Consider the following 21,756-nt stretch of genomic DNA (forward strand, 5'->3'; position numbering starts at 1 on the left):
CCCTTCCCCCGTTGACCAAGGAGTTCGCGTCGACGTCCGGCAGGACCGCCGACGCAAACTCCTTGATCAACGGGACGAGTCCCCGCACCGGGAGGCCCGGAGCGTCAGCCCGAGGCCGGCCCCAGCCGTCCACCGTCCGGGGCCGCGAGGCTCCGCTCACGCTGAGGACGCCGAGATCTTGGTACGAGAGGGCCCTCATAGGGGCCGTTTCGTACCAAGATCTGCGGACGTTCTGAGAGGTGGAAGATCGATCCCTTTGGGTGGAAGGGTTCCGGGGGGGTGAAGCCCGAACCGCTGTCGGCGGGAGGGCGGGCGCGGGGCGGGGCGGGGCGGTGCGGTGCGGTGCGGTGACGCGGCGGCGGGGTGGTCAGGCGACCAGGTCGAGGTCCGGCCCGGCCACGCCCGACGGCGACGGCGACGGCACGACGCCCGGGGAGGACGAAACGTCGGCCCGGGACACGACATCGATGAGGGAGCGGGACCGGGGTGCCGACAAGAGCGGATACCCGGTCGGGCCACCGAGCACGGGGGCGGGACGGGTCACCCGGGTCCGGGTGGTCGGCGCCGGGTGGACGGCGGCCTCGGCGGCTCGGGCCAGCAACCGCCGGTCCGCCCCGTCGGCCGGGTGCAGGGCGGCCGTCACCGTCACCGCCACGGTCAGGTCCCGGGCCGCCAGCACCCGGCGCACCGACGCCCAGAGCGTCTCCTCGCCCAGGAACGCGGGCAGCGTGCTCGGGTCGCCGGCGTGCCGGTAGGCGAGGCCGAGCGGCACCACGGGCGCCCCGGCGGCGACCGCGGCCTCGAACATCGCCGGTCGGAAGCCCCGGGCGGGGCGGCAGTCCGTCGCCGTGCCGCACCAGGTCGTGCCCTCCGGGAACACCGCCACCGGGTGCCCGGCGCGCAGCGCCCCGGCCACCCGGGCGACCGTGGCCGGCAGCTCGCGCGGTCGGGACCGGTCCACGAAGACCGTGCCCGCCGCGGCGGCCAGCGCGCCGACCAGCGGCCAGCCCCGGACCTCGCGCTTGGCCAGCATCCGGGCCGGCGCGACGGCGAGCACCGCGAGGATGTCCAGCCAGGAGACGTGGTTGGCGACCAGCAGCGCGCGGCGGCGCGGCGGCCGGCCCCGGACCGTCAGCCGGACGCCGAGGGCGCGCAGCGTTCCCCGGGCCCAGCGTCGCAGCGCCGCCTGCCGGTCGGCCGCCGGCAGCAACGGCAGCACCGCCGCCAGGCCGGCCCCGGCCAGCACCATCCCGAGTACGCCGAGCAGCCGCCCGACCCGGCACGCCCAGGACACGTCCGGCGCGGCGGGCGGCGGCAGGCAGTCCGGCCCGCAGCCCGAGGCGGGCCGCCAGAGCCCCTCGCCGGTCACGAGCCGACCTCGCCGAGGAAGTGCTTCAGGTAGCGCGGATTCATCCGGTCCAGCGAGAAGAGCACGTAGAAGTCGGCGCAGCCGAAGTCCGGGTCGTACGCGGGCTCGCCACCGACCCACGCGCCGAGCCGCAGGTAGCCGCGGAGCAGCGGCGGCACGAGCGCGCGGCGTTCGGCGGGGGTGAGCGTGGCGGGGTCGACCGCCGCCGGCGCCTCGGCGAGCCAGGGCCGGCGCGGGGTGACCCGCAGCGGCGGCGGGGCGAGGTGCCGCGCCCGCACCCGCGCCCACACCTCGGCGGCGGCGGTCCCGCCGTCGGCGACCGGCACCGAGGCGCAGCCGCCGAGCCAGCGCGAGCCACGCAGGTGCAGGTAGCGGCAGATCCCGGCCCACATCAGGTTGATCACCGCCCCGGTGCGGTGGTCCGGGTGCACGCAGGAGCGCCCCGCCTCGACCAGGTCGTCGCGGAGCGGGGCCAGCGGGGCCAGGTCGAACTCGCCGTCGGCGTACCGCCGGTCGGTGCGTCCGGGCGGCAGCAGCCGGTAGGTGCCGACCACCTCCCCGGTGCCCTCGCGGAGCACCACCAGGTGGTCGCAGTGGGCGTCGAACTCGTCGGCGTCGAGCCCGGCGGACCCCGGCGGCAGGGTGGCGCCGAGTTCGCCGGCGAACACCTCGTGGCGCAAGCGTTGCGCGGCCGCGACCAGGGTCGGGTCGTCGGCGATCAGCAGGGTGTAACCGCTGGTCGTGAGCGGTGCGCCAGCGGCGTGCAGAACGGCCATGGGTCCTGTGTAAGGGCCCCGGGTTGCCGCCCCCGGGGTGAGGGATGTCGATCCGGTGAACGCCCGTCGGCGGCGGCGTGCGCGAACCGGTGACGGCGGGTGTGCGAGGCTGCCGGGCGACCGCCGACGACGGCGCCGGCGGCGCACGGAACCCGGAGGTGCACATGCTCGTCGAGGCCCGCTTCCACGGACCGGACGGCTCGGGCAACGGCGGCTGGAGCGCCGGGATCTTCGCCGCGCTGATCGACGACCGGGGGCCGGTGGAGGTCACCCTGCGCCGGCCGCCGCCGCTGGACACCCCACTGACCGCCGGCGACGGCGAGGTGCGCGACCCGGAGGGCCGGCTGGTCGCCCAGGTACGCCGGGTCGAGCCGGTCGACGCGGTCGTGCCGCCGGTGGACCGGGCGACGGCCGAGCAGGCCGCGCGGGCGTACCCCGGTCTGGTGGACCACCCGTTCCCCGGCTGCTACGTCTGCGGGCCGACGCGCCCGGACGGGCTGCGGATCTTCCCCGGCCGGCTGCCCGACGGGCGGACCGCCGCGCCGTTCCGCGCGCCGGCCGAGGTGGTGCCGGCGACGGTCTGGGCGGCGCTCGACTGCCCAGGCGGCTGGGCGGTGCTCTCCGCCGGCCGGCCGTACGTGTTGGGGCGGATCGCCGCGCAGGTCACCGCGCTGCCGCGGCCCGGCGACGAGTGCGTGGTGACCGGCCTCGCGGTGGGCGGCGAGGGGCGGAAGGCCGAGGTGCACACCAGCCTGTACGGGCCGGACGGCGCCCTGCTCGGCCGGGCCCGTGCCACCTGGGTCGCGGTGCCGGCGAGCTGATCTCCTCCCTGAGGAGGACGGCGCGTACGCATCCCGCCTGATTGACCCCCTTGCGCCGGGTTGGAAGGCTGTGCGGGGCGCCCCCGCAACGGCGCCCCCACCGGCGTGCGTCCAGCGCGCCGGGGCAGGAGAGGAGAATGATGTCCGACGGGCAGCCACGCCCCAGTGCCGCGACCGGCCAGATCATCGTGTCCGGCCTGACCAAGCAATACAAGAACGTCCGGGCGGTCGACAACCTGTCGTTCACCGTCGAGCCGGGCCGGGTCACCGGCTTCCTCGGCCCGAACGGCGCGGGTAAGACGACCACCCTGCGCATGTTGCTCAACCTGGTCACGCCGACCGCCGGCACGGCCACCATCGGCGGCCACCGGTACGCCGACCTGACCGACCCGCTGCGCACGGTGGGCGCGGTGCTGGAGGCGTCCAGCGCGCACAAGGGCCGCACCGGCATCAACCACCTGCGGGTGATCTGCGCGGCGGCCGGGCTGCCGAAGGAGCGGGCGGACGAGGCGCTCGCCCTGGTCGGGCTCTCCCCGGCGGCGAAGCGCAAGTTCAAGGGCTACTCGCTGGGCATGAAGCAGCGGCTCGGGATCGCCGCCGCGATGCTCGGCAACCCGCAGGTGCTGATCCTGGACGAGCCGGCCAACGGCCTCGACCCGGAGGGCATCCGCTGGATGCGCGGCTTCCTCAAGGGACTGGCCGCCGAGGGTCGTACCGTGCTGGTCTCCAGCCACCTGCTCTCCGAGATGCAGCTGCTCGCCGACGACGTGGTGATCATCGCGGCCGGCAAGCTGGTCCGGCAGGGTCCGGTCGAGCAGGTGATGGGCTCGATGACGCACGGCGCCCGGGTGCGGGTGCGCACCCCGCAGGCGGACGAGCTGGCCGCGGCGCTGCGCGAGCAGTCCGCCACGGTCGACGCCGACCCGCACGGCGCGCTCCTGGTCGGTGGCGTGGACGCGCCGACCGTGGGCCGCGTCGCGCTGGCGGCCAAGGTGGAGCTGCACGAGCTGACCACCGAGCGCCCCGACCTCGAAGGGGTCTTCCTGGAGCTGACGGCCGGAAAGGCGGAGATCCGATGACGCTGGTCCGATCCGAACTGCTCAAGATCCGCACCACCAGCACCTGGTGGATCTTCGCGCTGATCAGCGTGCCGCTGTGGGGGCTCTCGCTGCTCTTCAACTGGCTGCAGACCGACGCGCTGACCAGCGGGAACGTCGGCGACGTGCCGGCCGACCAGGCCGACCAGGTGCAGGCGGTCTCCAGCGCCGACAGCATCGCGGCCAACCTCTACACCAACGGGCAGTTCTTCGGGCTGCTCATCGTGATGCTGCTCGGCATCGTGGTGGTGACCAGCGAGTTCTTCCACCAGACGGTGACCACCACGTTCCTCACCGCGCCGCACCGCACCGCGGTGATGCTGGCCAAGCTGGCCGCCGCCGGCGTGCTGGCGCTGCTGTTCTGGATCGGCACCACGGTGCTCAACCTGATCTTCGCACCGCTGATCCTGAACGCCACGGACGTCGGCGCGCAGTTCGGCAGCGGGGCGGTCTGGCGCGCGGTGGCCCTCAACGGGCTGGCCTACCTGCTCTGGTCGGTGCTCGGCGTCGGGCTCGGCGTGCTGATCCGCAGCCAGATCGGCGCCACCGTGACCGGCATCCTGCTCTACCTGGGTGGCACCATCGGCGCGGCCATCGCCATCGGCCTGCTCGCGCAGCGGTTCGGCGACTGGATCAACCAGCTCCAGTTGCTGGTGCCGTCGCTGGCCTCCGGCCTGATGGTCAGCGGCGCCGAGATCCCCGGCAACCCGCCCCGGTGGGCGGGCGCCGCGGTGCTCATCGGGTACGCGGTGGTGACCGGCGCGATCGGCGTGCTGACGATCCGCCGGCGCGACATCTCCTGAGTCGCCGCGCACCCTGGCCCCGGCCGGTGACCCCGTGTCACCGGCCGGGGCCGCCGTCGTCTAGCAGGAGTCGCCGGATCACGCAGCGTTTGCCGAACTTCTGGCATCTTCTGTGAAACGGGCCACCAGCCGGAGGCGAGAATGCCTGCGGCAATCGCACGGCGTAGCCTGGGATCCGTCTTCCGTGCCCCGGCGAAGCGGGCACGGGAGCCACCGCGAGACATTCACAACCGCGTGAAAGAGGCGATTAGCGGCCGTGTCGACCCAGCAGACATCGCAGGAGAACCCACTGGCGGGTTTCGGCCCGAACGAGTGGATCGTCGAGGAGATGTACCAGCGCTACCTCGCCGACCCCTCGAGCGTCGATTCGGCCTGGCACGACTTCTTCGCCGACTACCGGCCGGCGCCGGGCGCCGCCACACCGCGCGCGGAGGCGCCGGCCAAGCCGGCCGCCAAGCCCGAGCCCGCGGAGCAGCAGGAGGCCGTCGCCACGGTCACCGAGCAGCCCGCCCCCGTTAAGGCCGCCCCCGCCGCTCCGGCCAAGCCGGCCGCCAGGCCCGCCGCCAAGCCGGCGGCGAAGGCGCCCGAGCCGGCCCCGGCGAAGAAGGCCGCTCCGGCCAAGCCGGCCGCGAAGGCGCCGGCCGCGAGCGCCGCCGGCACCACCCCGCTGCGCGGCGTGGCCGCCAAGATCGTCCAGAACATGGACGCCTCGCTCTCCGTCCCCACCGCCACCAGCGTGCGCTCCGTCCCGGCCAAGCTGCTGGTCGACAACCGCATCGTGATCAACAACCACCTGGCCCGCGGCCGCGGCGGCAAGGTCAGCTTCACCCACCTGATCGGGTACGCGATGGTCCGGGCGCTGGTCGAGCATCCGGAGATGAACAACTCCTTCGCCGAGGTCGACGGCAAGCCGGCGATGGTCCGCCCGGAGCACGTCAACCTGGGCATCGCCATCGACCTGGTCAAGCCGGACGGCTCCCGCAACCTGGTCGTGCCGTCCATCAAGGCCTGCGAGCAGATGGACTTCCGGCAGTTCTGGCAGGCGTACGAGGACGTGGTCCGGCGCGCCCGCCGCAACGAGCTGACCATGGAGGACTACTCCGGCACCACCATCTCGCTGACCAACCCGGGCGGCATCGGCACGGTGCACTCGATCCCGCGCCTGATGCAGGGCCAGAGCGCCATCATCGGCGTCGGCGCGATGGAATACCCGGCGCCCTACCAGGGCATGAGCGAGGCCACCCTGGCCGAGAACGCGGTCAGCAAGGTCATCACGCTGACCAGCACCTACGACCACCGGATCATCCAGGGCGCGCAGTCCGGCGAGTTCCTCAAGGTGATGCACGAGCTGATGCTCGGCGAGCGCGGCTTCTACGACGAGATCTTCACCTCGCTGCGGATCCCGTACGAGCCGGTGCGCTGGATGCGCGACGTGGCCGTCGACAGCGAGGGCCAGATCAACAAGACCGCGCGGGTGCACGAGCTGATCCACGCGTACCGGGTGCGCGGCCACCTGATGGCCGACACCGACCCGCTCGAGTTCAAGATCCGCAAGCACCCCGACCTGGACGTGCTCCAGCACGGGCTGACGCTGTGGGACCTCGACCGGGTCTTCCCGGTCAACGGCTTCGCCGGCCAGCAGCGGATGAAGCTGCGCTCGATTCTCGGCGTGCTGCGTGACTCCTACTGCCGCCGGGTCGGCATCGAGTACATGCACATCCAGGACCCGGAGGAGCGGCGCTGGATCCAGGAGCGGGTCGAGCGCAAGTACGAGAAGCCCAGCACCGACGAGCAGAAGCACGTGCTCAACCGGCTCAACGCCGCCGAGGCGTTCGAGACCTTCCTGCAGACCAAGTACGTCGGCCAGAAGCGCTTCTCGCTGGAGGGCGGCGAGTCGCTGATCCCGCTGCTCGGCGAGGTGCTGGAGTCCTCCGCCGAGGCGGGGCTGGACGAGGTCGTCATCGGCATGGCCCACCGGGGCCGGCTCAACGTGCTGGCCAACATCGTCGGCAAGCCGTACGAGAAGATCTTCTCCGAGTTCGAGGGGCACCTCGACCCGCGCTCCACGCAGGGCTCGGGCGACGTGAAGTACCACCTCGGCCAGAACGGCAAGTTCACCACCCCGGACGGCGAGCACGCGGTCAAGGTGTCGGTGGTGGCGAACCCGTCGCACCTGGAGGCCGTCGACCCGGTGCTGGAGGGCATCGTCCGGGCCAAGCAGGACCGGATCGACCTCAAGCTGGAGGGCTACACCGTGCTGCCGCTGGCGGTGCACGGCGACGCCGCCTTCGCCGGCCAGGGCGTGGTCGCCGAGACGCTCAACCTGTCCCAGCTGCGCGGCTACCGCACCGGCGGCACCGTGCACGTGGTGGTCAACAACCAGGTCGGTTTCACCACCGCCCCGGAGTACAGCCGGTCCAGCCTCTACAGCACCGACGTGGCCCGGATGATCCAGGCGCCGATCTTCCACGTGAACGGCGACGACCCGGAGGCCGTGGTCCGGGTGGCCCGGCTCGCCTTCGAGTACCGGCAGGCGTTCAACAAGGACGTCGTGATCGACATGGTCTGCTACCGCCGGCGCGGGCACAACGAGGGCGACGACCCGTCGATGTCCAACCCGGAGATGTACAAGATCATCGACTCGAAGCGGTCGGTCCGGAAGCTCTACACCGAGGAGCTGATCGGGCGCGGTGACATCACCGTGGAGGACGCCGAGGAGCTGCTGCGCGACTACCAGGGGCAGCTGGAGCGGGTCTTCAAGGCCACTCGGGACGCCGCCACCAGCCCGCGCCAGCTCAGCCGCCCGAAGCGGGAGGACGAGCCGGAGCCGCAGGTCGACACCGCCACCGACGCCGCCGTGGTCAAGGCGATCGGCGAGGCGCACGTCAACCTGCCGGAGGGCTTCACCCCGCACAAGCGGATCCAGCAGCTGCTGGAGCGGCGCCGGAAGATGTCCGTCGAGGGCGGCATCGACTGGGGCTTCGGCGAGATCATCGCGTTCGGCTCGCTGCTGCACGACGGCGTGACGGTCCGGCTCGCCGGGCAGGACTCGCGCCGGGGCACGTTCGTCCAGCGGCACGCCTCGGTGGTCGACTCGAAGACCGGCGACGACTACCTGCCGCTGAAGTCGCTCACCGCCGACGGCGAGCGGTCCCGCTTCTTCGTCCACGACTCGCTGCTCTCCGAATACGCCGCCATGGGCTTCGAGTACGGCTACTCGGTGGAGAACGTCAACGCGCTGGTGGCCTGGGAGGCCCAGTTCGGTGACTTCGTCAACGGCGCCCAGTCGGTGATCGACGAGTTCATCTCCTCCGGCGAGGTGAAGTGGGGCCAGCGCTCCGCGGTCACCCTGCTGCTGCCGCACGGCCACGAGGGGCAGGGACCGGACCACACCTCCGGCCGCCCGGAGCGCTTCCTCCAGCTCTGCGCCGAGGACAACATGCGGGTGGCCATCCCGACCACCCCGGCGAACTACTTCCACCTGCTGCGTCGCCAGGCCCTGTCGCCCAAGCGCAAGCCGCTGGTGGTGTTCACGCCGAAGTCGCTGCTGCGGCACAAGCTCTGCGTGTCGCCGGTGGAGGACTTCACCACGGGCACCTTCCAGCCGGTGCTGGCCGACACCGCCGCCCCGGCGCCGGAGCAGGTGAAGCGGGTGCTGCTCTGCTCGGGCAAGGTCTACTACGACCTGTTCCAGGCCCGGCAGGAGCGGGGCGTCACCGACACCGCGATCCTCCGGATGGAGCAGCTCTACCCGCTGCCCGTCGAGGAGGTCCGGGCCGCGCTGGCGCAGTACCCGAACGCCGAGGACTTCGCCTGGGTCCAGGAGGAGCCGGCGAACCAGGGCGGCTGGTCGTTCGTCGCGCTCAACCTGCTGGAGCACCTGCCCGAGGTCCGGCTGCGCCGCATCTCCCGCCCGTCCGCCGCCGCCCCGGCGGTGGGCTCGGCGAAGATGCACGAGGTCGAGCAGAACGCGCTGATCGAGGCGGCTCTCCCCCGCCCGTGACATCACCCGCAGCGGCCCGCCCCGACATCGGGGCGGGCCGCTGCCGTACGACGAGAGGAACACCGTGTACTTCACCGACCGTGGCATCGAGGAGCTGGTCGAGCGCCGGGGCGACGAGCAGGTCAGCCTGGAGTGGCTCGGCGAGCGCCTGCGGGACTTCGTCGACCTGAACCCCGAGTTCGAGACCCCGATCGAACGCTTCGCCACCTGGCTGGCCCGCCTCGACGACGAGGACGAGGACTAGTCCCCTCCCTCCCGTCTCCCCCGCGATCGTGCGGTTGCGGCCCGGCAGATGCCCGGACAGCGGCTTTTGTCCGGGCCGTAAGTGCAAGATCGACGAGGGCTGGCGCGGGGGGCGAAGGACCCGGGCGCGGGTTCGCGCGATCTTGTAGCGTGAGGTCGTGGCGCGCAGCGTGTACCTGACCAGTGTGGGGTCGGGCGGGGGCAAGTCGACAGTGGCGCTCGGGCTGGCCGAGCTGCTGTCCCGACAGGTCGGGCGGATCGGCGCGTTCCGGCCGCTGGTCGCCGGCGACGGCGCCGACCCGATCCTGGCCCTGCTCACCGAGCGCTACCGGGTCGAGCTGCCGGTCGGCGAGCTGCACGGCGCCACCTACGCCGAGGCCACCCAGCTGGTCGCGAACGGCCGCCGGGAGGAGCTGATTTCGGCGATCGTGGCCCGCTACCGGGAGGTGGAACGACGCTGCCCCGCCGTCGTGGTGGTGGGCAGCGACTTCGCCGACGGGGACGGCGCCGGCCCGCGCGAGCTGGCCTTCAACGCCCGGCTGGCGACCGAGTTCGGCAGCGTCGTGGTGCCCGTGGTGGACGGCTTCGGGCAGCCGCCCGAGGCGATCGCGGCGGCGCTGCGGGGCGCGTACCACGATCTGGCCGACCTGGGCGCGACGGTGGTCGCGGTGGTCGCCAACCGCGTGCCCGGGCCGATGACGCTGCCCGAGCTGCCGGTCCCCGTGTACGCGATCCCGGAGGTGCCGGCCGTGTCGGCGCCGACGGTGGCCGAGGTGGCGGCGGCGCTCGGCGCCACCCTGCTCGCCGGCGACCAGGCCGCGCTGGACCGCGACGTGCTCGACTACGTGGTGGGCGCCGCACACGTGCCGACGCTGCTGGACCACCTCACCGACGGCGCGTTGGTGATCACCCCGGGGGACCGGGCCGACCTGCTGGTGGCGGCCGGCGCCGCGCACGTGGCGGGGCAGGTGTCGCTGGCCGGGCTGGTGCTCACGCTGGGCGAGCAACCCGACCCCCGGGCGATGCGACTGGTCGAGCGGATGAACACCGGGCTGGCTGTGCTGTCGGTGCCCACCGACAGCTACGACACGGTCGAGGCGTCCAGCCGGATCGAGGGCCGCCCCAGCACGGCCAACCCGCGCAAGGTCGACGCGGCGCTGGGCGCGTTCGAGCGCTGCGTGGACACCGACGACCTGGCCCGCCGGCTGCGGGTCACCCGCTCCGCCCGGGTCACCCCGCTGATGTTCGAGAACGACCTGATCGACCGGGCCCGGGCCCGCCGCCGCCGGCTGGTGCTGCCCGAGGGCGCCGAGGAGCGGATCCTGCGCGCGGCGGAGGTGCTGCTGCGCCGGGGTGTCGCCGAGCTGACCCTGCTCGGCCGCCCGGACGAGATCGCCCGACGGACCCGGGAACTGGGCGTCGACGTCGGCGACGCGCAGATCGTCGACCCGGCGACCAGCGAGTGGCGGGACGAGTTCGCCGCCACGTACGCGAAGCTGCGCGCGCACCGGGGCGTGACGCCGGAGCTGGCGCACGACATCGTGGCGCAGCCGAACTACTTCGGCACGATGATGGTGCAGACCGGCCACGCCGACGGGATGGTCTCCGGGGCGACGCACACCACGGCCGCGACCATCCGGCCGGCGTTCGAGATCATCCGGACCGTGCCCGGCGTCTCGGTCGCGTCCAGCGTCTTCTTCATGCTGCTCGCCGATCGGGTGCTGGTCTACGGCGACTGCGCGGTCAACCCGGACCCGGACGCCGCCCAGCTCGCCGACATCGCCATCTCCTCCGCCGACACCGCGGCCCGGTTCGGCATCGAGCCGCGGGTGGCGATGCTGTCGTACTCCACCGGCAGCTCCGGCGCCGGGGCGGACGTGGAGAAGGTTGCGGCGGCCACCGAGCTGGTCCGCGAGCGGCGGCCGGAACTGCTGGTCGACGGCCCGATCCAGTACGACGCGGCGATCGACCCGCAGGTCGCCGCGACCAAGCTGCCGGACAGCCCGGTGGCGGGACGCGCCACGGTGTTCATCTTCCCGGACCTGAACACCGGCAACAACACGTACAAGGCGGTGCAGCGCTCGGCCGGCGCGGTCGCGGTCGGCCCGGTCATGCAGGGCCTGCGCCGGCCGGTCAACGACCTCTCCCGGGGCGCCACCGTCCCGGACATCGTCAACACGGTGGCGATCACCGCCATCCAGGCCGCCGCGGAGGCGTCGGAATGAGCCGCATCCTGGTCCTCAACAGCGGCTCCTCGTCGGTCAAGTACCGGCTGTACGACGGCGACGAGGTCCGCGACAAGGGCACCGTGGAGCGGATCGGCGAACCCGGCGGCGGGCCGGCCGACCACGAGAGCGCGGTGCGGGAGATCATCGAACGGCTCGACCTGACCGGCCTGGCCGGCGTCGGGCACCGGGTGGTGCACGGCGGACGGCGGTTCAGCTCGCCGGTGCTGATCGACGACGCGGTCGTCACCGGGATCGAGGAACTCGTCCCGCTCGCCCCGCTGCACAACCCGGCCAACCTGGCCGGCATCCGGGTGGCCCGGGAGGCGCTGCCGGACACCCCGCAGGTGGCCGTCTTCGACACCGCGTTCCACCACACGCTGCCGGAGGCCGCCGCCACGTACGCGATCGACCGGGAGACCGCCGAGCGCTACGACGTGCGCCGGTACGGCTTCCACGGCACCTCGCACGCGTACGTCTCGCGGCGCGCGGCGGAGCTGCTCGACCGGCCGTACGCCGAGCTGAACACGATCACGCTGCACCTGGGCAACGGGGCGAGCGCGTGCGCGGTGGAGGGCGGCCGGAGCGTGGCCACGTCGATGGGCATGTCGCCGCTGGAGGGCCTGGTGATGGGCACCCGCAGCGGCGACCTCGACCCGACCGTCATCTTCCACCTGCGCCGCGAGGGCGGGATGGGCGTGGACGAGATCGACGACCTGCTCAACCACCGCAGCGGCCTGCTCGGGCTGACCGGCGTCAACGACATGCGGGAGGTGCTGGCCCGCCGGGACGCCGGCGACCCGCACGCGGCGCTGGCGTTCGACGTCTACTGCCGCCGGATCACCGGCTACGTGGGGGCGTACTACGCGTTGCTCGGGCGGGTCGACGCGATCGCGTTCACCGCCGGCGTCGGTGAGCACGCCGCGCCGGTCCGGGCGGCGTCGCTGGCCGGGCTGGAACGGCTCGGCGTCGCCGTCGAGCCGGGCCGCAACGACGGCACGGGCGACCGGGTGATCTCCCCGGCCGGCGCCGAGGTCACCGTGCTCGTGGTGGGCACCGACGAGGAGCGGGAGATCGCCCGCGAGACCCGCGAGGTGCTGGCCGCCTGACCCGGCCCGCCCGGTCAGCCCAGGGCGAGCCAGGCGACGAGGCCGACGACCACCACGGCGGCGACGGCGAGGCCGGCGATCAACGGCAGCCGGGACGGCGCGGTCGCGGTCGCGGCCGGCTCGGGCGCGTCCACGAAGGCGCGGAACTGCGCGGTGTTGCCGCTCGGGTCGGTGTAGTTCTCAGCCATGCGGGTGACCCTAGCGAAGCCCGCCGTCCCCGCGTGCCCCGCCGTGCCGGCGTCGACGGACCGGGGCGGCCGGCGCGCGCAAACCCGCCCGGGCGGTGGAGGCACGGCCCGGCCGGGTGGCGGAGGCAGCCGGCCCGGACGGCGGGCGCGGCCGGGCCGCTCGGCTGCCTACGGTGCAGGCATGACGGGGCAGCGGCTGGTGGCCGTGCTGATGACGGCGCTGCTGGCCGGCTGCGGGCCGGCCGTCGCCACCACCGGCCCGGTCCCGGCCGGCGTCCGGGCCGCGCCGGAGCGCCCGTACGCGGTGGGGATGCGGCAGTTCACTGTCGACCCGGACGGCATCCGCCCCCTGCCGGTCACCGTCTGGTACCCGGTGGACCCGTCCGCCTCTCCCGGCCCGGTCACCGCCCCTCCCGCCGCGCCGGATGTCCGGGCGGGGGCCCGGGTGGCCGTCGGGCGGTTCCCGGTGGTCGTCTTCAGTCACGGCCTGCGCAGCCTGCCCGCGCTGCACGCGCAGTTGACCACCCGCTGGGCCGCCGCCGGTTTCGTGGTGGCGGCGCCCACCTACCCCCGTACCAACCTGCGGGCCCGGAGCTTCACCCGCGACGACGTCCGCAACCAGCCGGCCGACGCCTGGCGGCTGGTCCGTCACCTGGTCCGCCTGGGCGCCCGCCCCGGTGACCCGCTCGGCGCGCACCTGGCCGTGGACCGGTTCGCCGCCGCCGGGCACTCCGCCGGCGGTCACACCACGCTCGGCATGTTCGCCGCCGGACAGCCGTTCCCGGTACGGGCCGGGATCGTGATCGCCGGTGGCCGGCCGGTCGCCGGCGTCGCCCGGCCGCTCGCGCCGATGCTGTTCGTGCACGGCGGCGCCGACCGCGTCGTGCCGGAGTCGATCGGCCGGGCCGCGTACGCCCGCTGTCTCGGGCCGGCCGCGTTCCTGAGCCTGCCCGGTCAGGGCCACGGCGAGTACCTGAACCCCAGCCGACCTGGCTTCCCCCAGGTGCTCGCCACCACCACGGACTTCCTGCGCTGGACGCTCTACGCCGACCGGGCCGCGCTGCGCCGCCTCCCCGCCGACGCCACCGCCCCCGCCCTGACCACCTTCACCACCCGCTCCCTCCCCACCTGACGATCATGAAGTTGACAGTGACAAACCGGACACCGGACGCCGCCAACTTCATGATCGACGGTTAGGGTGCGGGCGTGGACGGGGTGACCGGGCGGCAACTTGGCGCGATCCGGGAGGTGGTCGAGCTGGCCGGGGCGGCCGGGATCGAGGTGTGGCTGCGGGGCGGCTGGGCGATGGACTTCCACCTCGGCACGGTGAGCCGCCCGCACGTCGACGTCGACTGGTACTGCTGGCGCCGGGACGCCGAGGGACTGTCCGCCCGGCTGGGCGCGCTCGGCTGGCGGCCCGACCCGCGGATGCCGGCGGAGACGCAGCTCGACGTGCTCCGGGGCGACGTCGAGCTGAGCTTCGCGTACCTGGACCGGGACGAGGCGGGACGGGTGGTGGTCGGGGCCGGCCCGTGGGCGGGCACCCCCCTGCCGGAGGGGATGCTGGACGGCCCGGCCGGCCGGATCGGCCCACTCACCGCGCCGGTGATCAGCGTGGCCGCGCAGATCGAGTTCAAGGAGATGTTCCCGGTCTGGATGCCCGACCGGCCGCGCCGCGCCAAGGACGCCGCCGACCTGGCCCGTCTCCGGGCGTCGACCGGCGGGCCCCCGCTGCGCTGACCCGCCCGGGTCGCCCCCGATCGCGAGGCACAATCGAGTTCATGCGCCGTCGTCCCGTCGCCCTGGCCACCGCCGCCGCCCTGTTCGGCGCCGGCCTGACCGGCTGTTCCGAGCCGACCGCCCCGACCGGGCGGCCCGCACCCGACACCCCGCCGACGACCACGGCGCCCACGCCGCGCGTACCCGCCGGGAAGGCGCCCACGAAGAGCTTCGCGGTCGGCGTACGCCAGGTGAAGCTGAACCGCGACGGCGACCGGCCGTTGCCGGTGACGCTCTGGTACCCGGCGGAGGGCGCGGCCGGTGGCGCGGCCGAGCGGTCCGCGCCGGCGGCGGACGGGCGGTTCCCGGTGGTGCTGTTCAGTCACGGCCTCGGCGCCCGGCCGGAGGACTACCAGGTGCTGCTCACGCGCTGGGCGGCGGCCGGTTTCGTGGTCGCCGCGCCGCGCTTCCCGCACACCGGCCGGGGTGGCGACGGCAACCCGCTGGACGTGCTCAACCAGCCGGCCGACGTGTCGTACGTGCTGACCCGGGTGCTCGCCCTCGGCGAGAAGGCGGGCGACCCGCTGCGCGGCCGGCTGGATCCGGAGCGGGTCGCCGCGACCGGGCACAGCGCCGGCGGGGTGACCACCATCGGGTTGTTCACCGCGGGGCGGGACGAGCGGCTCGACGCCGGCATCGTCTTCGCCGGCACGGCGCTCGGCGTCGGCACCGCGTTCGCCGGGGCCGCCGCGCCGCAGCTGTTCGTGCACGGCGAGGTGGACGAGGTGGTGTCGTACGCGGCCGGGAGGGCCGTCTACGACGCGGTGCCGTGGCCCAAGGCGATGCTCAGCCTGCCGAAGGGCGACCACGGTCGGGCGCTGCTGGGTGACGGCAGGGCGCTGGGCGTGGTCGCCGACACCACCGTCGAGTTCCTGCGCTGGACGCTCTACGGCGACCCGGCGGCGAAGAAGCGTCTCCCCGCCGACGCCGCCAGGGGCGGCCTGGCCACCCTCGACGACCGCCTGTAAGGAAGGGCCCCTTCTTAACGCCTCCGGTAGAGAAGGGGCCCCCTCTTAACACGCCATCCGTCTCAGGCGATGTGGTCGATGACGACCTTGCCGAAGACCTCGCCGGAGTGCAGGCGGGCGAACGCCTCGGCGATCCCGCTGAACGGCACCACCCGGTCCACCACCGGGCGGACCTCGTGCTCGGCGCAGAACGCGAGCAGTTCGGCCAGCTCGTCCGGGGTGCCCATGGAGGTGCCGAGGATCTCCAGCTGCATGGCGAAGACCCGGCGCAGGTTGACGGCGGGCTCGTGGCCGGCGGTGGCGCCGGAGACCACGATCCGGGCCATCGGGGCGGCCGACTTCAGCGAGTGGTCGAAGGTGGCCGCGCCGACCGTCTCGATCACCACGTCGACCCGCTCGGGCAGGCGGGCGCCGGGCTCCAGCGCGGTCGCCCCCAGCTCGGTGATGCGCTCCCGCTTGGCGGCGTCGCGGCTGGTCGCGTACACCCGCTTGCCGAGCGCGACGCCGAGCGCGACCGCCGCGGTGGCCACGCCGCCGCCGGCGCCCTGGACCAGCACCGACTCGCCGTCGGCGACCCGGCCCTTGGTGGTGAGCATCCGCCAGGCGGTGAGCCAGGCCGTGGGCAGGCACGCCGCGTCGGTCGCCGACAGGCCGTCGGGCAGCGGCAGCAGGTTCATCCGGGGTACGGCGACCAGCTCGGCGAAGGTGCCCTGGTAGTGCTCGGAGAGGATGGAGACCCCGCGCGGGTCGCCCGGGGTGGGCACCACCGGGTAGATGACCACCTCGTTGCCGTCCGGGTCGGTGCCGACCGCGTCACAGCCGAGGATCATCGGGAGCTGGTCGGCGGTCAGCCCCACGCCGCGCAGCGACCAGAGGTCGTGGTGGTTGAGCGAGCTGGCCCGCACCCGCACGGTGACCCAGTCGTCCTGCGGGTGGGTCGGCTCGGGACGGTCGCCGACGGTGAGCGCGGCGAGCGGGTTGTCGGCGTCGAAGGCCGAGGCATAGGCGGCACGCATGATCGGCACGGTAACAAGCTGAGCGGCCGTTAAGAAGGGGCCCTTCCTCTACCGGAGGCGTTAAGAAGGTGCCCCTCCTTACACCCTCAGCGGCGGGCGACGCCGTCGCGCCGGGCGGCCTCGGCCACCGCGTCGGCGACCGCCGGGGCGACCCGCGGGTCGAGCGGGGACGGCACGATCGCGTCCGGGGTCAGCGACTCGGCGACCACGCCCGCGATGGCGTCGGCGGCGGCCACCTTCATCGCGTCGGTGATCCGGGTGGCGCCGGCGTCCAGCGCGCCCCGGAACACGCCCGGGAAGGCGAGCACGTTGTTGATCTGGTTCGGGTAGTCGCTGCGCCCGGTGGCGACCACCGCCACGTGCCGGGCGGCCACCTCGGGGTGCACCTCCGGGGTGGGGTTGGCCAGCGCGAAGACGATGCCGCCGGGGGCCATGCCGGCCACCGCCGCCTCGGGGATCTGGCCGCCGGAGACGCCGACCAGCACGTCCGCGCCGCGCAGCGCCTCGGTGACGTCACCCTGGCGGCCCTCGGCGTTGGTGAGTTCGGCCAGCTCGGCCTTGGTGCCGGTCAGCTCGCGGTGCCGGCCGATGATGCCCCGGGAGTCGCAGACCACCACCCGCGCCGGGTCGACGCCGCCGGCGATCAGCATCTTCGTCACCGCCACCCCGGCCGCCCCGGCGCCGCTGACCGCGACCCGCAGGTCGCCGAGCTTGCGGTTGAGCAGCGTCGCCGCGTTGCGCAGCGCGGCCAGCACGACGATCGCGGTGCCGTGCTGGTCGTCGTGGAAGACGGGGATGTCCAGCGCCTCGTCCAGCCGGCGCTCCACCTCGAAGCAACGGGGGGCGCTGATGTCCTCCAGGTTGATCCCGCCGAACGAGGGCGCGATCGCCCGGACCGCCGCGACGATCTCGTCCACGTCCTGGGTGTCCAGGCAGACCGGCACCGCGTCCACGCCGGCGAACTGCTTGAACAGCACCGCCTTGCCCTCCATCACGGGCAGCGCGGCGCGCGGGCCGATGTTGCCCAGACCGAGCACGGCGGAGCCGTCGGTGACCACCGCGACGGTGTGCGACACCCAGGTGTAGGTGTCGGCGAGGTCGGGGTCGGCGGCGATCGCCTCACACACCCGGGCCACCCCCGGGGTGTACGCGAGGGAGAGGTCCTCCCGACTGGTCAGCGGCACCGTCGAGGTGACGGCCATCTTGCCGCCGACGTGCAGCCGGAAGACGGGATCAGCGGGGTCCGGGGTGGACGAAGACATGGTGACTCCAGGATCTGTCGATGCAGACGGACCGGCCGGCGTGGTCAGCGGTGGTCAGCGACCGGCGGGGCGGCGGTGCGGGGGTCACCCGGGCACTTTCCGAGCATAGTCACGCACCGGCTCCCAGGATGTGAGCGGGGTCATATCCGCCGCTACCCCTGCCGGCCCCTGATCCGGGCCGGACGCGGCCACCAGCGGGCCACCACCCGCCCGCGGACGTCGGCCACGCCGTAGGCCCGGGAGTCGTCGGCGACCAGGTCGTTGTCGCCGCGCAGCCACCAGCCGCCGGCGCGCGGTTCGACCGCGCGCTTGACCACCAGCAGGTCGGGGCGGGTGCGGAAGACGGCGACCACCACGTCGCCGGGGCGGACCGGCCGGCCACCGGTGCGGACCAGCACCGCGTCGCCGTGGCGCAGCGTGGGCGACATGGACGGGCCGGTGACCAGGACCGGCACCAGCGGCCCGCGCAGCGCGGGCACGGCGTGTTCGTTCACACCTGGCACCGGGTTTCACCTCCCGCCCGCTGGAAAGCATCTCCAGGAGTAGTGTCGTCTTGGATCATCGCAAACATCCCATGGAGGACCCTGATGCGCCTTCCCCGCATCCTCACGCCCCGTGTGACCGCCAGTGCCCACTGTGACCTGCCGTGCGGCGTCTACGACCCGGCGCAGGCCCGGATCGAGGCCGAGTCGGTCAAAATGATCTGCGAGAAGTACCAGGCCAACACCGACCCGGAGTTCCGCACCCGCGCCATCCTGATCAAGGAGCAGCGGGCGGACCTGGTCAAGCACCACCTGTGGGTGCTCTGGACCGACTACTTCAAGCCGCAGCACTTCGAGAAGTACCCGCACCTGCACCAGCTCTTCAACGAGGCCACCAAGCTGGCCGGCGCGGCCGGCGCCAAGGGTGGCACCGACCCGGCCAAGGCCGACGAGCTGCTCTCGAAGATCGACGAGATCTCGAAGATCTTCTGGGAGACCAAGCAGGCGTGACGTCGCCCGTCGCGGCACCGACGATCCGGCCGGTACGTCCCGAGGACGTACCGGCCGTCGTCGCCATGGTGCACGAACTCGCCGAGTACGAGCGCGCCCCGGAGCAGTGCCACCTCACCGCCGAACAGCTCCACGCGGCGCTCTTCCCGGCCGCTCCGGCGCTCTTCGGCCACGTCGCGGTGGACGCGGCCGACGAGCCGGTGGGCTTCGCCCTCTGGTTCCTCAACTTCTCCACCTGGGCCGGCGTGCACGGCATCTACCTGGAGGACCTCTACGTCCGGCCGGTGGCCCGGGGCACCGGCGCGGGCCGGATGCTGCTGGCCACCCTCGCCGGGATCTGCGTCGAGCGCGGCTACGAGCGCCTCGACTGGTGGATGCTGCACTGGAACCCGGCGGCCCGCTTCTACGCCTCGATCGGGGCCACGCCGATGGACGAGTGGACCCCGTACCGGCTCACCGGACCGGCGTTGCGCGCGCTCGCCGCGCGGACGACGCCCGCACCCACCCACCCGGCCGCCTGACCGGGTAGAGTCCCGCACCGGGGGGATGAGGCGTGACTCAACTGACCGGGCAGCCGACGACGGACGACGACGTCGTGCACCTCACCGTGCCCGCCGACGGTGGTTACCTCGGCGTGCTCCGCACCGCGACGGCCGGCCTCGCGGCCCGGCTCCAGTTCGCCCTCGACGAGATCGAGGATCTGCGCATCGCCGTCGACGAGGCGTGCGCCATGCTGCTCGCCATCGCGACCCGCGATGCCGAGCTGGAGTGCCGCTTCGCGGTCACCGAGGACGCGCTCACCGTCGAGGTGACCGTGCCGACCGTGCGCGGGGCCACGCTCCCGTCCGAGTCGTCCTTCGCCTGGAAGGTGCTCACCGCGTTGACCACCTCGGCCGGCGCCCACGCTGCCGACGGCCGGGCCACCATCTCGCTGCTGACCCGTCGCGCCCGCGGCTACTGACCCACCGGGAGCTGCCGCAGGGGGCGGCCGTCAGGGGGTCGGGTCGCCGAAACCGAGCGCCCGGTTGGTCGGGCCGCTGACCAGCAGGCCCACCATGCCGAGCCCGAGCGCGATCAACGGCAGCCCGAGCCAGCCCAGGCCGCCCTCGATCATGAACCAGCCGACCGGCAGCAGCATGAGCTGGAGCACGATGGCCGGCGCGCGGGCACCGGCCCGCCGACGGGACAGCGCGCCGCCGAGAGCCCAGAGCGCGACCGCGCCGCCGACGGCGAACGCGGTCACCAGCAGCGCCGAGGCCAGATCGGTGGTCCGTGCGGTGAGGTCGGACCAGATCAGCCACACCGCGACCAGCCCGAGCGCCACCGCCTCGGCGCGCAGCAGGAGCACCGCCGCGCGGAGCGGACCGGGGGTCGGGTCGGAGTCGATCGTCACGGGCGCCACGATACCGGTGGGTAGTCGCGGTACAGTGCCGCCCATGCGGGCCGTCCTGGTGGTCAATCCGAAGGCCACCACCACCAGCGAACGCAGCCGGGACGTGCTCGTCCGGGCGCTGCGCAGTGAAGTCGACCTGTCGGTGCGGTACACCCGCCGACGGGGCCACGCCATGGATCTGGCCCGGGAGGCCGCCCAGGAGGGCGTCGACCTGGTGGTCACGCTCGGTGGCGACGGCACGGTCAACGAGGTGGTCAACGGGTTGATGGCGGCCGAGCCGCCGACGTTCCGCACCGGGCAGACCTCGGCCGAGCGGTTGCCGGCGCTGGCGACCGTGCCCGGCGGCTCGACCAACGTCTTCGCCCGCGCCCTCGGGTTGCCCCGCGAGTGGCCGGACGGCACCAGCATGATCCTGGAGGGGTTGCGGCTGGGCCGATCCCGCACCATCGGGCTGGGTCGGGCGGACGACCGCTACTTCACGTTCTGCGCCGGCTTCGGCCTCGACGCGGCGGTCATCCGCCGGGTGGAGCAGGCCCGCAAGCGGGGTCGGGTCTCCACCCCGGCGCTCTACTTCCGGTCCACCGCGAGCCAGTACTTCGTCGGCTCGGACCGCCGGCACCCGCCGATCACGCTGGAGCGGCCGGGTGAGGCGCCGGCGACGGAGTTGGCCACCGCCATCATCCAGAACACCGCGCCGTGGACGTACCTCGGCGACCGGGAGATCAACCCGAATCCGGAGGCGTCGTTCGACCTCGGGCTGGACGTGCTCGCCATCCGGCAGCTCAGGGTGGCCAGCACCGCACGGACAGTGACCCAGTTCTTCTCCCGGAAGCCCGACCCGCACGGCAAGCAGGTGCTCCGGCTGCACGACGTGGCGGAGTTCACCCTGCTCGCGGCGCGTCCGCTGCCGTTCCAGCTGGACGGCGACTACCTCGGCGAGCGGGAAAAAGTCAGATTTACCTCCGTGCCGGCCGCACTCAGAGTAATCTGCTAGGTCTCGGGTATCCCAGTCGGTTGACGCGGACCCCCCGCCGCGCGGGCGCGGTGGCCGCCACGCCGAGGAAGGGTGCCGGAAATGTCAGCAACGTCACGCAGACCGTACTATATTGATCCTCGACTGTGGCACGCCGGGTAACGAGAGACTTCGGAAACCCGGACAAATGGGTGGTGAGCCCGCTCACTGTTCGGAGTTTTTCCGAGCGTCACCCTTGACATCGCTGTAGTTCGTGAAAGTATTCACAAGCGAACTCGTGTTACCGGGACATTGCCTGGATATGCTCGGCAGGTTGAGCTGTTCCAGCAGGTCCAGGGGCCCGCAGCCTGCTCACGCAGCGCCGAATTGATGGATGCTGACCGTCACCTATCGGCAATGCGGATGCATATAGGAATAGCAACGAAGCGTTATCTGGCCACCCACTAAGAATGAGGAGTGTTGCCGCCATGGACTGGCGCCACGATTCGGTCTGCCGCGACGAGGACCCGGAGCTGTTCTTCCCGATCGGGACGTCCGGTCCGGCTCTCCTGCAGGTGGAGCAGGCGAAGGCCGTCTGCCGGCGCTGCCCCGTGACCGACCAGTGCCTGCAGTGGGCGCTGGAGTCCGGTCAGGACGCCGGCGTCTGGGGCGGGATGAGCGAGGAGGAGCGCCGCGCGGTGAAGCGCCGCGGCGGTCTCCGGGTGCTGCGCGCTCACTCCGCCTGACCCGCACACGCGAG

22 protein-coding genes are annotated in these 21,756 nt (G+C 73.3%); 15 read left to right on the forward strand and 7 right to left on the reverse strand.

What is annotated here, in order from left to right; translation table 11 throughout:
• Nucleotides 1-367 precede the first annotated feature (367 nt).
• Nucleotides 368-1,369 (reverse strand): 1-acyl-sn-glycerol-3-phosphate acyltransferase, encoded by a 1,002-nt coding sequence (locus tag COO58_RS23220; protein WP_245666146.1) that lies wholly within the window; start codon nt 1,367-1,369, stop codon nt 368-370.
• On the reverse strand, nt 1,366-2,145 hold the full coding sequence (locus COO58_RS23225; protein WP_091570988.1) for a GNAT family N-acetyltransferase: 780 nt from the start codon (nt 2,143-2,145) through the stop codon (nt 1,366-1,368). The genes COO58_RS23220 and COO58_RS23225 overlap by 4 nt, the downstream gene beginning before the upstream one ends.
• A 164-nt stretch (nt 2,146-2,309) precedes the next feature.
• Here COO58_RS23225 and COO58_RS23230 point away from each other — a divergent pair, with 164 nt between their 5' ends.
• The 7 genes from COO58_RS23230 to COO58_RS23260 all read left to right on the forward strand — a co-directional run bounded on the left by COO58_RS23230 (nt 2,310) and on the right by COO58_RS23260 (nt 12,446).
• Nucleotides 2,310-2,966: a hypothetical protein gene (locus COO58_RS23230; protein WP_098747396.1), complete on the forward strand. Its 657-nt coding sequence runs from the start codon at nt 2,310-2,312 to the stop codon at nt 2,964-2,966.
• 137 nt (nt 2,967-3,103) lie between these two features.
• Complete coding sequence (locus tag COO58_RS23235; RefSeq protein ID WP_369700213.1) at nt 3,104-4,045, forward strand: ABC transporter ATP-binding protein; 942 nt, start codon at nt 3,104-3,106, stop codon at nt 4,043-4,045.
• Nucleotides 4,042-4,866: an ABC transporter permease gene (locus COO58_RS23240; RefSeq protein ID WP_091570985.1), complete on the forward strand. Its 825-nt coding sequence runs from the start codon at nt 4,042-4,044 to the stop codon at nt 4,864-4,866. Before COO58_RS23235 ends, COO58_RS23240 begins: the two co-directional genes overlap by 4 nt.
• A gap of 256 nt (nt 4,867-5,122) precedes the next feature.
• Nucleotides 5,123-8,869 (forward strand): multifunctional oxoglutarate decarboxylase/oxoglutarate dehydrogenase thiamine pyrophosphate-binding subunit/dihydrolipoyllysine-residue succinyltransferase subunit, encoded by a 3,747-nt coding sequence (locus COO58_RS23245; protein WP_098747182.1) that lies wholly within the window; start codon nt 5,123-5,125, stop codon nt 8,867-8,869.
• Between the two features lie 64 nt (nt 8,870-8,933).
• A complete protein-coding gene (locus tag COO58_RS23250) occupies nt 8,934-9,113 on the forward strand; it encodes a DUF6104 family protein (RefSeq protein WP_091570976.1) in 180 nt (59 codons plus the stop codon).
• A 157-nt stretch (nt 9,114-9,270) separates the two neighbouring features.
• Nucleotides 9,271-11,337 (forward strand): phosphate acetyltransferase, encoded by a 2,067-nt coding sequence (gene pta, locus COO58_RS23255; RefSeq protein WP_098747184.1) that lies wholly within the window; start codon nt 9,271-9,273, stop codon nt 11,335-11,337.
• The gene (locus COO58_RS23260) at nt 11,334-12,446 is read left to right on the forward strand and encodes an acetate/propionate family kinase (RefSeq protein ID WP_091570969.1); all 1,113 of its coding nucleotides are present in this window, start codon (nt 11,334-11,336) and stop codon (nt 12,444-12,446) included. The genes pta and COO58_RS23260 overlap by 4 nt, the downstream gene beginning before the upstream one ends.
• A 14-nt stretch (nt 12,447-12,460) precedes the next feature.
• Here COO58_RS23260 and COO58_RS30355 read toward each other — a convergent pair whose 3' ends face one another.
• Complete coding sequence (locus tag COO58_RS30355; protein WP_176558943.1) at nt 12,461-12,634, reverse strand: hypothetical protein; 174 nt, start codon at nt 12,632-12,634, stop codon at nt 12,461-12,463.
• A 181-nt stretch (nt 12,635-12,815) separates the two neighbouring features.
• Here COO58_RS30355 and COO58_RS23265 point away from each other — a divergent pair, with 181 nt between their 5' ends.
• The 3 genes from COO58_RS23265 to COO58_RS23275 all read left to right on the forward strand — a co-directional run bounded on the left by COO58_RS23265 (nt 12,816) and on the right by COO58_RS23275 (nt 15,381).
• The gene (locus tag COO58_RS23265; protein WP_098747185.1) at nt 12,816-13,766 is read left to right on the forward strand and encodes an alpha/beta hydrolase; all 951 of its coding nucleotides are present in this window, start codon (nt 12,816-12,818) and stop codon (nt 13,764-13,766) included.
• Nucleotides 13,767-13,840: 74 nt separating this feature from the next.
• Nucleotides 13,841-14,374, forward strand: coding sequence for a nucleotidyltransferase domain-containing protein (locus COO58_RS23270; protein WP_098747187.1), 534 nt, complete (start codon nt 13,841-13,843; stop codon nt 14,372-14,374).
• A gap of 41 nt (nt 14,375-14,415) precedes the next feature.
• Nucleotides 14,416-15,381: a chlorophyllase gene (locus COO58_RS23275; protein WP_091570957.1), complete on the forward strand. Its 966-nt coding sequence runs from the start codon at nt 14,416-14,418 to the stop codon at nt 15,379-15,381.
• Nucleotides 15,382-15,443: 62 nt separating this feature from the next.
• On the opposite strand, the gene COO58_RS23280 is transcribed toward COO58_RS23275, so the two are convergent.
• The 3 genes from COO58_RS23280 to COO58_RS23290 form a co-directional block, all read right to left on the reverse strand.
• Nucleotides 15,444-16,406: a zinc-binding dehydrogenase gene (locus COO58_RS23280; protein ID WP_176558944.1), complete on the reverse strand. Its 963-nt coding sequence runs from the start codon at nt 16,404-16,406 to the stop codon at nt 15,444-15,446.
• Between the two features lie 77 nt (nt 16,407-16,483).
• Nucleotides 16,484-17,659: an NADP-dependent malic enzyme gene (locus COO58_RS23285; RefSeq protein WP_091570954.1), complete on the reverse strand. Its 1,176-nt coding sequence runs from the start codon at nt 17,657-17,659 to the stop codon at nt 16,484-16,486.
• Nucleotides 17,660-17,811: 152 nt separating this feature from the next.
• A complete protein-coding gene (locus COO58_RS23290) occupies nt 17,812-18,162 on the reverse strand; it encodes a S26 family signal peptidase (RefSeq protein ID WP_245666145.1) in 351 nt (116 codons plus the stop codon).
• A gap of 84 nt (nt 18,163-18,246) precedes the next feature.
• Here COO58_RS23290 and sodN point away from each other — a divergent pair, with 84 nt between their 5' ends.
• The 3 genes from sodN to COO58_RS23305 are packed head-to-tail and all read left to right on the forward strand — an operon-like array spanning nt 18,247 to nt 19,612.
• On the forward strand, nt 18,247-18,651 hold the full coding sequence (gene sodN, locus COO58_RS23295) for a superoxide dismutase, Ni (protein WP_089155059.1): 405 nt from the start codon (nt 18,247-18,249) through the stop codon (nt 18,649-18,651).
• Nucleotides 18,648-19,172, forward strand: coding sequence for a GNAT family N-acetyltransferase (locus COO58_RS23300; RefSeq protein ID WP_098747189.1), 525 nt, complete (start codon nt 18,648-18,650; stop codon nt 19,170-19,172). The genes sodN and COO58_RS23300 overlap by 4 nt, the downstream gene beginning before the upstream one ends.
• A 32-nt stretch (nt 19,173-19,204) precedes the next feature.
• Nucleotides 19,205-19,612: an ATP-binding protein gene (locus tag COO58_RS23305; RefSeq protein ID WP_091570942.1), complete on the forward strand. Its 408-nt coding sequence runs from the start codon at nt 19,205-19,207 to the stop codon at nt 19,610-19,612.
• A gap of 30 nt (nt 19,613-19,642) precedes the next feature.
• Here the strand turns inward: COO58_RS23305 and COO58_RS23310 are convergent, their stop codons facing one another.
• The gene (locus COO58_RS23310) at nt 19,643-20,044 is read right to left on the reverse strand and encodes a hypothetical protein (RefSeq protein ID WP_091570938.1); all 402 of its coding nucleotides are present in this window, start codon (nt 20,042-20,044) and stop codon (nt 19,643-19,645) included.
• Between the two features lie 43 nt (nt 20,045-20,087).
• On the opposite strand from COO58_RS23310, the gene COO58_RS23315 reads away from it, so the two are divergent.
• Entirely contained in the window at nt 20,088-21,038 is a 951-nt protein-coding gene (locus COO58_RS23315) for a diacylglycerol kinase family protein (RefSeq protein ID WP_091570934.1), read from the forward strand.
• Between the two features lie 446 nt (nt 21,039-21,484).
• Complete coding sequence (locus COO58_RS23320) at nt 21,485-21,742, forward strand: WhiB family transcriptional regulator (RefSeq protein WP_013288358.1); 258 nt, start codon at nt 21,485-21,487, stop codon at nt 21,740-21,742.
• Nucleotides 21,743-21,756: the final 14 nt, after the last annotated feature.

The sequence above is a fragment of the Micromonospora sp. WMMA1996 genome, from assembly GCF_002573675.1.
Taxonomy (GTDB): Bacteria; Actinomycetota; Actinomycetes; order Mycobacteriales; family Micromonosporaceae; genus Micromonospora; species Micromonospora sediminicola.